Origin of the sequence: Jeotgalicoccus meleagridis (assembly GCF_903994045.1) — a bacterium.
Classification (GTDB): Bacteria; Bacillota; Bacilli; order Staphylococcales; family Salinicoccaceae; genus Jeotgalicoccus; species Jeotgalicoccus meleagridis.
In genome coordinates this window covers 1-16184 of the sequence record NZ_CAJEWD010000008.1, presented here as the reverse complement: position 1 = coordinate 16184, position 16184 = coordinate 1, and the positions used below count along the sequence as shown (strand labels likewise).

At 39.1% G+C, this 16184-nt stretch carries 10 protein-coding genes and 1 other annotated feature; of the genes, 2 read left to right on the top strand and 8 right to left on the bottom strand.

Annotation, left to right across the window (positions count from 1 at the left end; genetic code table 11):
• Nucleotide 1 precedes the first annotated feature (1 nt).
• From JEOSCH030_RS05670 to parE, 4 genes are all read right to left on the bottom strand, one after another.
• Entirely contained in the window at nt 2-289 is a 288-nt protein-coding gene (locus JEOSCH030_RS05670; protein ID WP_185125662.1) for a TIGR04104 family putative zinc finger protein, read from the bottom strand.
• Nucleotides 290-433: 144 nt separating this feature from the next.
• Entirely contained in the window at nt 434-1888 is a 1455-nt protein-coding gene (locus JEOSCH030_RS05665) for an alanine/glycine:cation symporter family protein (RefSeq protein ID WP_185126525.1), read from the bottom strand.
• 38 nt (nt 1889-1926) lie between these two features.
• Entirely contained in the window at nt 1927-4347 is a 2421-nt protein-coding gene (parC, locus tag JEOSCH030_RS05660) for a DNA topoisomerase IV subunit A (protein ID WP_185125661.1), read from the bottom strand.
• A complete protein-coding gene (gene parE / locus JEOSCH030_RS05655) occupies nt 4334-6316 on the bottom strand; it encodes a DNA topoisomerase IV subunit B (RefSeq protein ID WP_185125660.1) in 1983 nt (660 codons plus the stop codon). Before parE ends, parC begins: the two co-directional genes overlap by 14 nt.
• 203 nt (nt 6317-6519) lie before the next feature.
• Between parE and plsY the strand changes: the two genes are divergently transcribed.
• Nucleotides 6520-7110, top strand: coding sequence for a glycerol-3-phosphate 1-O-acyltransferase PlsY (gene plsY, locus JEOSCH030_RS05650; RefSeq protein WP_185125659.1), 591 nt, complete (start codon nt 6520-6522; stop codon nt 7108-7110).
• A gap of 59 nt (nt 7111-7169) precedes the next feature.
• On the opposite strand, the gene acnA is transcribed toward plsY, so the two are convergent.
• Nucleotides 7170-9875, bottom strand: a complete 2706-nt coding sequence (gene acnA, locus JEOSCH030_RS05645; protein WP_185125658.1) for an aconitate hydratase AcnA — start codon at nt 9873-9875, stop codon at nt 7170-7172.
• 274 nt (nt 9876-10149) lie between these two features.
• On the opposite strand from acnA, the gene mscL reads away from it, so the two are divergent.
• Nucleotides 10150-10536 (top strand): large conductance mechanosensitive channel protein MscL, encoded by a 387-nt coding sequence (mscL, locus tag JEOSCH030_RS05640; protein ID WP_185125657.1) that lies wholly within the window; start codon nt 10150-10152, stop codon nt 10534-10536.
• Nucleotides 10537-10824: 288 nt separating this feature from the next.
• Here mscL and JEOSCH030_RS05635 read toward each other — a convergent pair whose 3' ends face one another.
• The 3 genes from JEOSCH030_RS05635 to JEOSCH030_RS05625 all read right to left on the bottom strand — a co-directional run bounded on the left by JEOSCH030_RS05635 (nt 10825) and on the right by JEOSCH030_RS05625 (nt 16093).
• Nucleotides 10825-12087 (bottom strand): bifunctional folylpolyglutamate synthase/dihydrofolate synthase, encoded by a 1263-nt coding sequence (locus JEOSCH030_RS05635; protein ID WP_185126524.1) that lies wholly within the window; start codon nt 12085-12087, stop codon nt 10825-10827.
• Between the two features lie 10 nt (nt 12088-12097).
• A complete protein-coding gene (locus JEOSCH030_RS05630; protein WP_185125656.1) occupies nt 12098-14725 on the bottom strand; it encodes a valine--tRNA ligase in 2628 nt (875 codons plus the stop codon).
• Between the two features lie 45 nt (nt 14726-14770).
• Nucleotides 14771-14978 (bottom strand) — a binding site (T-box leader).
• Nucleotides 14979-15019: 41 nt separating this feature from the next.
• Nucleotides 15020-16093, bottom strand: coding sequence for an AbrB family transcriptional regulator (locus JEOSCH030_RS05625; protein ID WP_185125655.1), 1074 nt, complete (start codon nt 16091-16093; stop codon nt 15020-15022).
• Between the last annotated feature and the right edge of the window lie 91 nt (nt 16094-16184).

Genomic DNA, 16184 nt, shown 5'->3' with positions numbered 1-16184 from the left:
CTTATGCCACATCGGTTAATTCTAGACTGACATAGACATAAATAATGGTCGCTGCGGTGATGGTAATATACACCCAGAAGTACTGCGTAATAGAAGGTGGTGCAAATAAGCCAATCAATAAGACTACTGTTACTAAGAGTAATGGAATAATCATCTTTTTCTTTGATTTTTCCGACACATATTGAGTGTTATGACAATAATCACACTCTACCCCATTCGCTGAAGCAAAATGCGCTTTAAATAATAAGATTCCTGTCCACTGCTTTTTACAAGTTGCACATTTAGTCATTTAAAACATATCTCCTTAAAACATTTAGTTTATATTTTATTTGCTTTTATTTTTTTGATTTTTACATAGACGTAATAGATACCTTACCATATCTTAAATTTTTTACACAAGAAAAAAGCCAACCTATTTAAGGTTGGCCTAGTCTTACTTATTCGCATTTGGTTCATCTTCTGGACCATCTTTTCGGTAGTCCTCATCGCCCCACTGATTATCATCCGGCAATTTATACGATATGTTTTTCGCATAGAAAATCGGTGATTCTCCTCGGTCTTTTTGTTCCTTATAGTCTCGCATTACTTCAAAGACTAACGGACTTAAGGCAACAACCATCATCAAGTTGATAATAGCTAAGAAGGCCATAAAGAGGTCAGCTAACGTCCACACAAGTTGAACACCTAAGACTGCACCGACGACTGTCATAATCGTCACAATCACTCTAAAGATGAAAGTCGATCTTTTACTATCAACTAAGAATGATAAGTTACTCTGTGCATAGAAATAGTTTCCTAGAATCGTCGTAAAGGCAAACAGTAAAATAAATACTGCAACGATTGTTCCACCATAACCTAGGAACTGTTGGTCCATTGCTGCTTGTGTGACTTGAATCCCTTGTGGTGCATCCGCTCCAAAGCTAAGGTCTGAATACATTAAGATTACGATTGCTGTTGCTGTACAGACAATAATCGTATCAAAATAGACTCCAAGTGATTGAATCAAGCCTTGTTGAACCGGGTGACGGACCGCAGCTGATGCTGCAGCGTTTGGTGCTGACCCCATCCCCGCTTCATTGGACAGAAGACCACGTTGGAAACCATTAATAATTGCTGCACCTAAGGCACCACCAAAGACTTCTTCAAGACCAAAGGCATTCATGACAATTGTTTTTAACATCGGTATAATCATGTCGTAGTTCATCACTAAGATGACGCCGACAAGTATAAGATATAGTCCCGCCATAATCGGTACAAGTGCTGATGCCACATTGGCAATCCATTTGGCACCACCAAAGATGACCAGTCCAACGACTATTGCAACGATGACACCTGAAATCCATGGATCAATATTAAACGCTTCGTCGTAGGCATTTGCGATTGTGTTGGATTGTAACATGACAAAGACCACACCAAAGGTAATCGTCATCAAAATAGCAAATATGTAGCCGATTCCCTTTTGATTTAAACCTTTAGTCATGTAGTACGCTGGTCCACCACGAAATCCACTTTCTGAATCTCGAACCTTATACAGTTGCGCGAGTGTCGCTTCAAAGAAGGCAGATGCTGCACCAAGTAAAGCAACAATCCACATCCAAAAGACCGCTCCGGGTCCACCGACGACAATGGCTGTTGCAACACCCGCAATATTTGCGGTTCCGATACGCTGGGCTGCGGATATTGTGAAGGCCTGGAAGGAGGAAATCCCCTTAGAGCCATCCGGCATATTCGCTCGTTTTTCTCCCAGTGAAGAAAACATAGTTTTTAGCCATCTGAATTGCACGAAACGTGTAGTAAATGAAAAATACAGTCCCGCTATAATCAAGAGTCCAATCAATACTTCCTGCCACAGCAAATCATTTAAAAAGTTGACTGCTTGTTCGAACATTCCTAATAGTGAATCCACCCAATTCCCCCTTTATATATTTACAGGTCACTGAAATGTGCAGTTTCAATCTTGCCAAAAGTATCCTCATCTACGACAAATGACCCATTAGAATACTTACCACTTAAGCGTACCTCATTTGCTCGAATTGTTTCAATTGAAGTGTCTGACAATAAGGTTATTTCTTGATCTACACCTTCATCGATGACACTCGCTGCAACTATGATATGCGGTTTTGATTTAATATCTTTATAGAGCATAGTACCAACCTGTGCACGTGCACCAATGTCAAAGACATCGAGCTTAGTGCGTTTAACTGCACCACGGTTAGAGACAGTAATTAAGTTGCCCGCTTCTGGTATCACTTGACCTAAGATTAGATGATCGCCTGCTTTAACATTCATCGCTCTAACTCCTTGTGACTTCAGACCAGTCTGTGACACTTCAGCTAAAGGATATTTAAGAGATAGCCCCTTAGATGTAATAAAGAGTAGACTCGCGTCTGTTTGATCTGTTATTGAAACAGCAATCACTTCATCATCTTTTTTCAGTTTCATATTGACGATTGGTCTAGATATTCGAGTCGCTTCGAACTCTTTTAAGGCCGTTTGTTTCACTTGGCCAGCTTTAGTCGTAAGAACCACTGTTTGATCTTGATTGAAGGATTCTAAGGTTGTCGCATAAATCGGTGCTTCGCCGTGTTTTAAATTAAAACGAGAGGATAAGTGCTGCCCCATGTCCTTCCAACGAATATCTTGAAGATCATGAACTGGAATAATCATATAGTTACCGTAATTGGTAAATATCATCAGCTGTTCTAAAGTATTAGAAGGTCCAGAGAAGAGCACATAGTCCCCTTCACGACGGCCTAATTCATCAGGGTTTGATGCATTATAAGACCTTAGACTCGTTCTTTTCACATAGCCTTCCTTAGTTAGAGACACAATTGTGTCTTCTTTAGCAATCAACTCTTCTTTAGAAATTTCGATATTTTCGATTTCATCTTCTACTTGAGTCAGGCGCTCAGAAGCATATTTTTTCTTAATAGCTCTCAGTTCTGATTTGATGACATTTTTAAGTTTTTTATCGTCGGCTAAAATTTCTTGGAGCTGATTAATTTGAAACTCTAATTCACTTTGTTCAGTTTCTAATTCAACCACATCTGTATTGGTTAGACGGTAGAGCTGTAGCATGACAATCGCTTCAGCTTGAGCTTCAGTGAAATTAAAGCGCTCCATCAAGTTTTCTTTAGCATTCCGCTTATTCGCCGATTCTCTAATGGTCTTGATTACTTCATCTAGAATGGATAAGGCTTTAATTAAACCTTCGATAATATGCATACGTTTTTTAGCATGATCGAGCTCGTATTTAGAACGGTTGGTAATGACTGTTTCTTGGTGTTTAATATAAGCTTCTAATATGTCTTTTAGTCCCATACGTTTTGGTGCACGGTCAGAAATCGCCACCATATTAAAGTTATAGGACACTTGAAGATCAGTCTTCTTATAGAAGTAATTAATAATCGCATCGATATTGGCATCTTTTCTTGCTTCCACGACAATACGTAAACCTTCACGGTCCGTTTCATCACGGACTTCTATAATGCCGTCAACTTTTCTATCCGCACGGATTTCATCCATCTTCTTAACCAAGTTCGCCTTGTTGACTTCAAAAGGAATTTCAGTAATAACGATGAGCACCTTGTTGCCTCTCGTCTCTTCCTTGTTGACGACAGAGCGGACCACGATGCGCCCTTTACCGTTGGTATAGGCTTTTTTCAATTCATTTTTACCTTGAATAATACCACCTGTTGGGAAGTCTGGACCTTTAACAAAGTTCATTAATTCATCGACTGTTACCGACGGCTTATCAATAATTTTTAAGGTCGCGTCGATCACTTCACTCAAATTATGCGGTGGAATGTCTGTCGCATAACCCGCGGAGATTCCTGTTGCCCCGTTAACTAATATATTAGGAAATTTTGCCGGTAAAACAGACGGTTCTTTTTCCGTATCATCAAAGTTATCAATAAAAGGGACAGTATTTTTATTTAAGTCTCTTAATAACTCACCTGAGATTTCCGCTAATTTCGCTTCAGTGTAACGCATAGCAGCGGCAGGGTCCCCGTCGACACTCCCCTTGTTACCATGAATTAAAATTAACTCTTCTCTCATCTTCCAGTCCTGGCCTAATCTGACCATGGCATCATAAATAGAAATCTCACCATGTGGGTGATAGTTACCAATCACGTTACCGACTGTTTTGGCACTCTTACGATAGTTTTTGTCGAAAGTATTCCCTTCTTTATACATAGCATAGAGAATTCTTCTTTGGACGGGTTTTAGTCCATCTCTCACATCTGGAATGGCACGGTCTTGGATGACGTACTTACTGTAACGTCCGAAGCGGTCGCCAATCACATCTTCTAGCTTTAATTGTTGTAGTGGATTATGCTCGGCCATAGTCTTCATCACTTTCTGCTAATTTTTCAACATCTTGATTGTCCAAGATGCTCGTTCCCTCTTCTAGCGTAAAGGAAACGTTGGAATCAATCCATTTACGTCTGATTTCTACATTATCACCCATTAAGGTAGTGACACGTTTTAAGGATAGGGCTTCATCTTCAATACGTACTTGAATTAAAGTACGCGTGTCAGGATTCATAGTCGTTTCCCAGAGTTGTTCTGCCATCATTTCCCCTAACCCTTTGTAGCGTTGAAGTTCAGCATTGGCACCCATTTCTGTTTGTGCATCTGCTAACTCATCTTCAGTCCAGACGTATTTGATTTTCTTTTTCTTACCTTTTGTCTCTAATTTAAAGAGTGGCGGTAAGGCAATGTAGATCTTACCTGCTTCAAAGAGCGGTCTCATATAGTTAAAGAAGAAGGTTAAGAGTAGGACTTGAATGTGAGCACCATCCGTATCCGCATCGGTCATAATGATAATCTTATCGTAGTTTGAGTCCTCTACTTTAAAGTCATTACCAACTCCTGCCCCAATGGTATGAATAATGGTGTTGATTTCTTCATTTTTAAAGATATCTTCAAACTTCGCTTTTTCAGTATTGATGACCTTACCTCTTAAAGGTAGTATTGCTTGGAAGCGGCGGTCTCGCCCTTGTTTAGCTGAACCACCTGCTGAGTCCCCTTCGACTAAAAACAGTTCATTCTTCTTAGAGTTTTTAGACTGAGCAGGTGTTAACTTACCAGACAGGAGCGTGTCTTTAGATTTATTTTTCTTACCAGAACGCGCGTCTTCTCTCGCTTTTCTAGCAGCTTCTCTCACTTGTCTTGCCTTAATCGCTTTTTTAACTAGCTGAGTCGATAAAGCCCCATTTTCTTCTAAAAAGTAAGGGAGTTGATCTGTTAGAAGCGTCTCCATTAAGTTTCTCGCTTCACTTGTACCGAGTTTTCCTTTCGTTTGTCCTTCAAACTGTAAGAGATGCTCTGGTAATTTAATGGAGATGACAGCTGTGAGGCCTTCACGAATATCTGAGCCTTCTAGGTTTTTATCTTTATCTTTTAATTCACCAATCTTACGGGCATATTCATTAAAGACTCTGGTAAAACCTGTTTTAAAGCCGACTTCGTGTGTTCCACCATCTTTAGTGCGGACATTGTTGACGAATGAAATTATGGTTTCTGAGTATTGGTCGTTAAATTGGAAGGCCACTTCTGCAATCATTTCATTGTACTGTCCTTCGAACATAACAATATTACCGATATTATCTTTACCTTCATTTAAAAAGTGAATAAAGGCTTTTAAACCATCATCATATTGAAAGATTTCTTCTTCGTCTGTTCTTTCATCTTTAATAGTAATTTTAAGTCCCTTAGTTAAAAAGGCTGACTCTCTCATTCTTTCAACAATCGTTTCAAAGTTAAAAGCAATGCTTTGCTTAAATATTTCAGGGTCTGCCTTAAAGGTCACTTCTGTCCCTGTTTCTTTAGTCTTGCCGATTTCTTTTAAAGGTTGATCAACTTTCCCACCATCTTTAAAAGTAATTTGATATATTTTACCATTTCTATAAGACTTTAATTTTAAGGATTCACTTAAGGCATTGACGACAGATGAGCCAACACCATGTAAACCACCTGATGATTTATATGAACCAGATGAGAACTTACCACCTGCATGTAAGACAGTAAAGATAACTTCTGCTGTCGGACGGCCACTTGAGTGCATGCCAGTTGGAATACCACGACCATTATCTCTAATTGTAATACTCTCATCTCGCTGGATGACGATATTAATCTCATCACCGAAACCATTGATAATCTCATCGACCGCATTATCAGTAATTTCATACACTAAGTGATGTAAGCCTCTTGAATCTGTTGATCCGATATACATACCCGGACGTTTTCTTACGGCTTCTAAGCCTTCTAATATTTGAATGGATTCATCATTATATCCAGTTTGTTTGGCCAAGTCTGTATCCTCCTAGAACTCTACAAACGTATGTTCGTTAAATTTATCTACTTTACTATTTTTATATAAAAACTATGATTTTGCAAGTACTATCGAAAAATTTAGTTTACATAATATTGTTATTGACTACTTATTATATTTATAGGCGGATATAAATTTATATGGTAAACTGTTAGTACCTGATAATAAAAGGGGCGCATTTTGTGTACACAGTTATAATATTATTAATTTTTTCCTACCTCTTCGGTTCAATTTCATTTAGTCTAATTATTTCAAAGCTCTTCTATAATTTAGACTTAAGAGAACATGGCAGTGGCAATGTTGGTACGACTAATACTTTTCGTATACTCGGTAAAAAAGCAGGTATTATCGTCTTAATTATCGACCTCTTAAAAGGGGCAATCCCTGTCTGGGTCGCAATGCTCGTTGACGGTACGGGACACTTCCCTGTCATCATTTTTGGTGTTGTTGCAGCCCTTGGTCATGTCTACTCGATATTCTTGAAATTTAAAGGCGGAAAAGCAGTCGCCACAGGTGGCGGTGCGATATTTGCAGCCAATCCTCTCTTGTTCCTAGTTCTTATTATTACTTTTTTATTAACCTTAAAACTTTCAAAATACGTCTCCTTATCGAGCGTATTTGCTGCAATCGTCTTAATCATCGGCGTCTGTTTTACCGGTGATTGGTTTATGTTTATCTTTGGTATCGTCCTCGGACTGGTCGTCATCATTAAACATATTCCGAACATGAAACGCATTAAAGATGGTAGCGAACCTAAAATTACTTTTATGTAAAAAATCAAGCCTGAAAATCCTAGACCTTAGGATTTTCAGGCTTTTCTTTATCTCATCAATTAAGCTGCAATTTTATTACGTAGCACAAGTTGTAAAATACCACCGTGTCTATAGTAGTCTGCTTCTACTTCTGAATCAAAGCGTACTTTCGCTTGGAATTTAGTTTCTTCTCCGTTGTCTTTTCTAGCAATGACGTCGATCACTTGACCAGCTTCAACATTTTCATCAATTTGAATATCAAATGTTTCTGAACCATCTAAACCGTGATCATCTGCGTTTTCGCCATTGACGAATTGTAGAGGTAGGACACCCATCATCACTAGGTTAGAACGGTGAATACGTTCGTAACTTGCGGCAATTACCGCTTTAACACCTAGTAAGTTTGTACCTTTAGCTGCCCAGTCACGACTAGAACCCATACCGTAATCATCACCAGCGATAACCACTAAGCCTGTACCATCTTCTTGGTATTTTTGTGAAGCATCATAAATACTCATGACTTCTCCACTTGGCCAGTAAGTTGTGTAACCACCTTCTGTACCTGGTGCGATTTGGTTTCTAATACGGATGTTAGCAAATGTTCCGCGAACCATGACTTCATGGTTACCACGACGTGAACCGTAAGAGTTAAAGTCACGTGGTGACACGCCTTGTTCAATCAACCATTTACCTGCTGGAGTATCTTTACCGATTGCCCCTGCTGGTGAAATGTGGTCAGTTGTCACTGAGTCACCAAATTTACCAAGGACTCTTAAGTTAGATAGTGGTTCAATTGTACCTGCATCTTTAGATAGGTTTTGGAAGAATGAAGGGTTTTGGATATATGTTGATGCATCATCAAAGTCATATAGTGGTGCATCTGTCACATCAATCTTGTTCCAAGTTTCATTCGAATCAAAGACTGTTTCGTATTCTGCTCTGAATAACTCAGGTGTTACTGTAGACATAACCGCATCTTTAACTTCTTGGATTGAAGGCCAGATATCTTTCATGTAGACATCATTACCATCTTTGTCTTTAGCAAGTGGTTCAGTTGTAAGGTCAATATCCACTGTACCTGCAAGTGCATAAGCAACAACTAACTGAGGTGATGCTAGATAGTTTGCTTTAACAAGTGGGTGAATACGTCCTTCAAAGTTACGGTTACCTGATAAGACTGAAGATACTAACATGTCATTGTCGACAATTGTCTTAGTCACTTCTGGACGAAGTGGTCCTGAGTTACCGATACAAGTTGTACAACCGTAACCGACTAAAGTAAAGCCAAGTTGGTCAAGATAAGGCTGAAGACCTGAATCTTCTAAATATCCTGTAACAACTTTAGAACCTGGTGCGAGTGAAGTCTTAACGTATTTCGGTACTGTTAAGCCTTTTTCAACTGCTTTTTTAGCAATAAGTCCTGCACCTAACATAACGTAAGGGTTAGATGTGTTTGTACAAGATGTAATCGCTGCGATCACAAGGTCACCTGTTTTCAGTTCACCTGTCTCACCGTCGTTGTATTCAACTGGAGCAGTTTTATCGAATTCTTCTTCACTTAAACCGTGTCCATGGTTACCAGATTCAGCAGTGACAGATTTTTTGTATTCTGTCTTCATATCTGATAGTTTGATTAAATCTTGTGGACGTTTCGGTCCTGCAAGAGATGGTTCAACTGTTGATAGATCTAGGTCGACAACATCAGTGTATGTTGGCTCGACACTTGGATCAAAGAAGAGATTGTTTTCTTTTAGGTAATTACGTACGAGCTCGATATGCGCTTCGTCACGTCCTGTTAATTTAAGGTAGTCTAGAGTTTCTTCATCAACTGCAAAGAAACCACATGTTGCCCCGTATTCAGGTGCCATGTTTGCGATTGTCGCACGGTCTGCAAGTGGTAGTGCTGTCACACCTTCACCGAAGAATTCAACAAATTTACCAACCACACCTTTTTTACGGAGTAATTCTGTCACTCTAAGTGCAAGGTCAGTTGCTGTTGTTCCTTCTGGTAAAGCATTTGTCATACGTACACCGATGACTTCTGGTACTGGGAAGTATGAAGGTTGGCCGAGCATTCCTGCTTCTGCTTCGATACCACCGACACCCCAACCAAGGACGCCGAGACCGTTGATCATAGTCGTATGTGAGTCAGTTCCGACTAAAGTATCTGGATAGAGTACATTCTCACCGTTTTCTTGACGGTTGTGTACAACATTCGCAAGATACTCTAGGTTCACTTGGTGAACGATCCCTGTTGCTGGTGGCACTGCTTGATAGTTATCAAATGCCTTCGTTGCCCAGCGTAGGAACTCATAGCGCTCCATATTACGTTGGAATTCTAGATCCATATTTTTTTGAAGTGCTTGATGTGTACCGTACTCATCAACTTGAACTGAGTGGTCAATAACTAGATCCACTGGCACTTCCGGGTTGATTTTTTGAACATCACCATCGACTTCTTCCATCGCTTTACGTAGTGATGCTAAGTCCACTACCGCTGGTACCCCTGTAAAGTCTTGTAGAATTACACGAGATGGTTTAAATGGCACCTCTTTACCTGAGATATCTCCCTTATCCCAGTTAGCTAATGCTTCAATGTGTTCGTCTTTAATTACTTGACCATCGTATTGACGTAAAACAGATTCTAGTAATACGCGAATAGAATATGGTAGTTTTTGAGACTGACTCATTCCATCATCCACTAAAGATTGTAGACTGTAATAAGTATAGTCCTTACCTCCGACTGTTAAAGTACGACGGGAATTGTCTTTGACGTTTTTTGACATTATTAAAAGCCCCCTCTAATATTAGTCCTCTTAATTGTATACTTACTTTCATAACAAGTAAATGCAAGGAAGTTAAGTAATGATATGAATAAGTACAATAATTAGATAAACATATCTTATCTATTATTATATCATTAATAATATTTAGTTATAAATAATTTGCTTTAGACTCTGTTAAATTTCTATTAAAATGTAAAACTATCCTTGTTAGAGAAAAAATATTAGGGTATAGTTTTAAAGCACTAAAAAAATTAATGACTGGAGGCTTTTATTTATGTGGCAAGAATTTAAAGACTTTATGCTTAGAGGAAACATTCTAGACTTGGCTGTTGCCGTTGTGATTGGGGCAGCTTTCGGTAAAATCGTTCAAGCACTTGTTGAGAACATTATCATGCCATCGATCGCCTTGATCTTTGGTAACACAGATTTCGCAAGCGAATGGCAATACATGGGGATCACGTATGGTGTATTCATTCAAGCAATTATCGATTTCCTAATTATCGGTGCCGCTGTATTCGTCTTCGTAAAAGTAGTAAACAAATTAACTGGTGACCGTTTCGTTGAAGAAGAAGCAGAAGATGAGCAACTTGTTTTACTCCGTGAAATGAGAGACTCTCTTAAAGCTGTAGAAGGAAAAAAAGATAACGATACGACTTTATAAAGGTATGGGAGTTTTGTGAGGACTATGAGAAACTCTCATTGAACCGCCAGAGCCTTGGAAGGACAATGAGCATTCCTCATTGAACCGCCAGGACCTTGGGAGGACTATGAGCATTCCTCATTGAACCGCTAGAACCCAGGGAGGACTATGAGCAACTCTCATTGAACTGCCAGAGCCTTGGGAGGACTATGAGCAACTCTCATTGAACTGCCAGAACTCAAAAAGTGAAATCAACAAAAAATGGCTTGGGAATCTTCAAAAACAAGATTTCCAAGCCATTTTTTTATCTTAATCTTTCAACTGCTGTTTAATTTCACTTATAAAATACAAGCTGCCTGTGATTAGGAGGAGTTCATCGTTAAAGTTACGAATAAATTTCATATAATCTTTAATGTAATGCTTATTCGGATGTTCAATCGCATCGTATAGCACACGTCCGTCTTCTGCTTTAAAGAAGTCAAATTCCGTGACGTAAAATTCATCTGCCAGCATACCTATTTTATAGACCATGGAATCGAGTGGTTTGCCTTTAACCGCTGAAAATAGGACAGTAATTTTTTTATCGTCAAAGTGACTGTGCATAGTCTCAACTAGCGCGTCCACTGCTTCATTATTATGTGCCCCATCTAAGATAATCAAAGGTTTTTCATTGATCTTTTCAATACGGCCAGTCCAGGTCGTCTCTTCTACACCTAAAATCATCTTATTAAAATCGAGTGTGACAATCCCTCTTTCTTGCATTTCAATTAATGCAGCAATGGCAATTGAGGCATTTTCTTGTTGGTGACGGCCAAGCATCTTGAGTTGAATATCATCAAAGTCATACTTGTCATATTTAAAGCTGAACTCATCACCATTGGTCGTTAAGATAATATCTCTTTCTAATTCAATTCCTTTAGAGCCTTCTTCGTCTAAAACCTTATATATATAATCTCGACAAGTGTCATCCTTAATATTAAAGACTAAAGGAATACCTGGTTTAATGACGCCAGCTTTGTCACGTGTAATTTCTAAAAGCGTATGCCCTAAAATATCGACGTGATCTAAACCAACGCTTGTCAATAAGGTCATGACTGGATTAAAGACATTGGTCGAGTCATTGGTTGCTCCAAGGCCCGCTTCAATCAAGACAACATCAACTGGATGAAGTTTACCAAAATACATAAACATCATCATAGTAATCATTTCAAATTCTGTCGCGTTACCTAAGTCTGTTTCTTCAACCATATCTTCTGAAATTGGTCTGATGATATTGGCAAGTTCTGCTATATCTTCATCTGAGATCGGCTTTCCATCTACAGAGATACGCTCGTTAAAGATTTCAATATAAGGGGAGGTAAAACTCCCCACTGTATAGTCGTTATAATTTAAAGCATTTCTCATATAGGATAAGGTAGACCCCTTACCGTTAGTCCCAACGATATGCACACCTGTAATATTTTTCTCAGGGTTGCCGAGTTTCTCTAGCATCCATTCCATTCGCTTAATCCCAGGTTTAATACCAAATTTTGTACGTTCATGTATCCAAGCTAGGCTTTCATCATAGTTCATCGTCATATACTTACTCACCTTTCAAGCTAGTTAGTCGCTCATGTACTTCTTGGTACTGGGCTTGATAGCCAGCTTCTTTTTTACGTTCTTCTTCGACAATTTTCTCAGGTGCATTATTAACGAATTTGTCATTCGATAATTTACCTTTAACACGTTTTAATTCTCCGTCTAGTCGACTAAGTTCTTTTTCTAAGCGTGCGATTTCTTCTTCTTTATTAATTAAACCAGCTAAAGGTAAGATGACTGTTGCTCCTTTAACGACGTCTGTCTTATCGTCATCGTGCTTATCGATTGATGCTTCGATTGTTAATGTCTCAGGATTCGTAAAACGTTCGATGTAGTGTGTATTGTCTTTGACAGCTTGACGACGTTTATCATCTTTTACTTCTAGTTTAATGTCGATTGGTTTAGACAGTGGTGTGTTCACTTCATTTCTAGTCGTTCTCACAGATTTAATGATGCTCACTAGAAGCTCCATACCCTCTTTTGCTTCATCAAAGTTTAAAGCCTCATCAACTTCTGGCCATTCAGACTGAGTAATTGAAGTGTCTTTTGTAATTGCTTGATAAATTTCATCTGTGACAAACGGCATGTAAGGATGTAACATTTTAAGAATTTTATCCAGTGTGTAAAGTAAGACAGAACGTGTCATATTTTTCTCAGCATCTGTGCCGTCTGTCATTGGTACCTTAGCCATTTCGATGTACCAGTCACAGAAATCATCCCAGATGAAGTTATATAGTACACGGCCGACTTCACCGAATTCATAGTCCTCAGATAGGCGTGTCACATCTGCAATGGTTTCGTTTAATCGAGTAAGAATCCATTTATCAGCAAGATTTTTCTCACCATTTAAATCGATATCTTCTAGAGTGAAATCTTCACCAATGTTCATGAGCGCAAATCTTGAAGCGTTCCAAATCTTATTGATAAAGTTCCAGACGCTTTCTACTTTTTCATCTGAATAACGAAGATCTTGACCTGGTGTTGAACCTGTTGCAAGGAAGTAACGAAGCGCGTCTGCACCGTATTTTTCAATAACATCCATTGGGTCTACCCCATTACCAAGTGATTTAGACATCTTGCGATTTTGTTCATCGCGTACTAAACCATGTAAGAGTACGTCAGAGAATGGTTTTTCACCAGTTTGTTCTAGAGATGAGAAGATCATGCGTGCCACCCAGAAGAAGATAATGTCATAACCTGTTACTAAGACATTCGTTGGGAAGTACTTTTTCAAATCTGCTGTGTCTTCTGGCCAACCCATAGTTGAAAACGGCCACAAGGCGCTTGAGAACCAAGTATCTAAAACATCTTCATCTTGAGTCCAGTTTTCCGGGTCACTTGGTGCTTCTTCACCAACATAGATTTCACCTGTGTCGTTATGGTACCAAGCTGGAATTCTGTGTCCCCACCATAATTGGCGAGAAATCACCCAGTCACGAATGTTTTCCATCCAACCATTGAAAGTATGTTCAAAACGGTTTGGCACAAAGTCAATACGGTTATCTGTCTCCTGATTTTTCAAGCTCTTCTCAGCTAAGGGTTTCATGCTAACAAACCACTGAGTCGATAAGTAAGGTTCAACAATTGCCCCACTTCTCTCAGAGTGACCAACAGAGTGCATGTGATCTTCAATTTCTAAAAGATACCCTGCTTCTTCTAAGTCCTTCACTAACTGTTTACGACAATCAAAGCGGTCGAGTCCTTGGTACTTACCACCCAATTCGTTAATGATACCGTTTGGATGCATGACATTAATGCGCTCTAAGTCATGACGGTTACCAATTTCAAAGTCATTCGGGTCATGGGCTGGTGTTACTTTCATGGCACCTGAACCAAATTCGATATCGACATAATCATCCGCAATAATCGGTAACTCTCTACCGACGATTGGTAAGATGACTGTTTTACCAATCATATCTTGATAACGTTCATCATCCGGGTGAACCACAACTGCTGTATCTCCAAGCATAGTTTCAGGACGTGTTGTCGCAATTTCAAGATAGCCTGAACCATCTTTTAAAGGATACTTAACATGATAAAATTTACCTTCTACATCTTGGTGAATCACTTCGATGTCAGACAGTGCAGTCTCAGTTTGTGGATCCCAGTTAATAATGTATTCCCCGCGGTAGATCAAGCCTTTTTCGTAGAGGTTAACGAAAGTTTTACGCACGGCTTTTGATAGCCCTTCATCGAGAGTAAAGCGCTCTTTATCATAATCTAAACCAAGCCCTAATTTTGCCCACTGCTCGCGAATATGAGATGCGTATTCTTCCTTCCAGTTCCAACTGTGTTCTAAGAACTTTTCACGGCCGATGTCATGACGGTTAATACCCGACTCACGTAAACGTGCATCAACTTTTGCTTGTGTTGCAATCCCTGCATGGTCCATACCGGGTAGATAAAGTACATCATAACCTTGCATGCGTTTTAAGCGTGTAATAATATCTTGTAAAGTCGTATCCCAAGCATGCCCAAGGTGTAACTTACCCGTTACGTTGGGTGGTGGAATTACGATTGAGAACGGGGGTTTATCGCTTGTTACATCAGACTTAAAGAGACCTGATTTTACCCATTTTTCATACTTCCCTTTTTCAACTTCTGTCGGATTGTACTTTGTAGACATCTCCATGAAATCACTCCTTAAATTTTAAAAACAAAAAAACTCCTATCCTATAACTAGGACGGGAGTTCCGCGGTACCACCTAAATTCAGGTGAGTTCACCTGCATCTCTAATGACGATTAACGCTCGTCTCACGTCCTGAGCTACTTAAATTTCACACAGAACTTTAGACAGACTACTTTCACCTGTTGTTTCGGTAAACTTTCACCACCGCTTACTCTCTTATATACCCACAACAGAATACTTTTCTGTAAATCTCGTTTATTAATATAGCTATATATTAGGTCAAATAACCTTTAAAGTCAAGACTCATGAGAGGTCCGACGACGTTTATCAAGATATTTTAAATAGTAACCGACAATCGGTACAACGACGATAATAATAAAGAAGATCCTAAAGATATGATAAGAAGAAATCATGGCAATATTACCGCCTGTTTCTATGGCGATTACAATAATTTGACCGAGTCCTCCTGGTGCAGCGCTTAAGAATAAATCATTGAAAGCGTGACTAGTAAACAATTGGAAGACAAAGACGATTAACATGGTACCAAAAATTAAGGATAAATTTTGGATTAAAATAGCAAAAATCATGCGTTTAGTTAAGCGCGGCATCAAGGAAGCGATTTGTAAGCCAATGCGGACACCAAAGAGAATTTGTGCCACGTTGATCAAGGCCATATCTAAAGAAAACTCTATACCTGTTGTTAAGTTCCACACAATCATTACAATAATCGGACCGAGCATCAAGGATGCAGGAAAGTGGATTTTGTTGAGTAAGAAGATGAGGATAAAAGCAAACAGTGGAATAACTAGCATTCTCGGCTCAAAGACACTAGATAAATCAGCCACTTCAGTCACTTGTTCACTCACGCCACCCTGACTTGAAAACAATCCTGCCACAAAAGGCACAATTAAAATGATCAAGACAATGCGAGACATTTGAGTTAAAGTCACCACTAAAATATCCGCACGCTTCTCTTCCTCAGCCATGATCAGCATTTGAGATAAAGCCCCTGGTACACTGGAGAGAATCGCTGTTTCCGGACTGCTTTTAGTTAAATATATAAAGAGACGAGATAAGGCTAAACTTAAGAGTAGTACAAAAATTGTCATAAGAAAGATATTTAAAAGGTCTGCCTTCATATCTATGAGCGCGTCGAGCGTTAAAGTCGAACCAATCTCTATCGCCATGATCGCAACCCCTAAATTTCCAAGCCATGGCGGAAAGAAGAACTCATTTTTAACGAGTCTAATATAAAGGATTGTTGCAATTAAAGAACCAAACATCCAAGGCATGATCATGCCAAGAAAATCCAGACCTATAGAAATTATAGAAGAGAGAATAACGAGAAAAAGTAAACGAAGATACTTCATAAAATCACCTTATCGTTTTAGGATTCATTAATAATATTAACTTATAATGTGTATTTTTACTAGAATCTTGCTCATGGGGATGGGTGGGTTG

Excerpts from the sequence above, each read along its gene's own strand:
- JEOSCH030_RS05670 (WP_185125662.1), bottom strand. The coding sequence starts at position 289 with ATGACTAAATGTGCAACTTGTAAAAAGCAGTGGACAGGAATCTTATTA.
- JEOSCH030_RS05665 (WP_185126525.1), bottom strand. The coding sequence starts at position 1,888 with ATGTTCGAACAAGCAGTCAACTTTTTAAATGATTTGCTGTGGCAGGAA.
- parC (WP_185125661.1), bottom strand. The coding sequence starts at position 4,347 with ATGGCCGAGCATAATCCACTACAACAATTAAAGCTAGAAGATGTGATT.
- acnA (WP_185125658.1), bottom strand. The coding sequence starts at position 9,875 with ATGTCAAAAAACGTCAAAGACAATTCCCGTCGTACTTTAACAGTCGGA.
- mscL (WP_185125657.1), top strand. The coding sequence starts at position 10,150 with ATGTGGCAAGAATTTAAAGACTTTATGCTTAGAGGAAACATTCTAGAC.
- JEOSCH030_RS05635 (WP_185126524.1), bottom strand. The coding sequence starts at position 12,087 with ATGAACTATGATGAAAGCCTAGCTTGGATACATGAACGTACAAAATTT.
- JEOSCH030_RS05630 (WP_185125656.1), bottom strand. The coding sequence starts at position 14,725 with ATGGAGATGTCTACAAAGTACAATCCGACAGAAGTTGAAAAAGGGAAG.
- JEOSCH030_RS05625 (WP_185125655.1), bottom strand. The coding sequence starts at position 16,093 with ATGAAGTATCTTCGTTTACTTTTTCTCGTTATTCTCTCTTCTATAATT.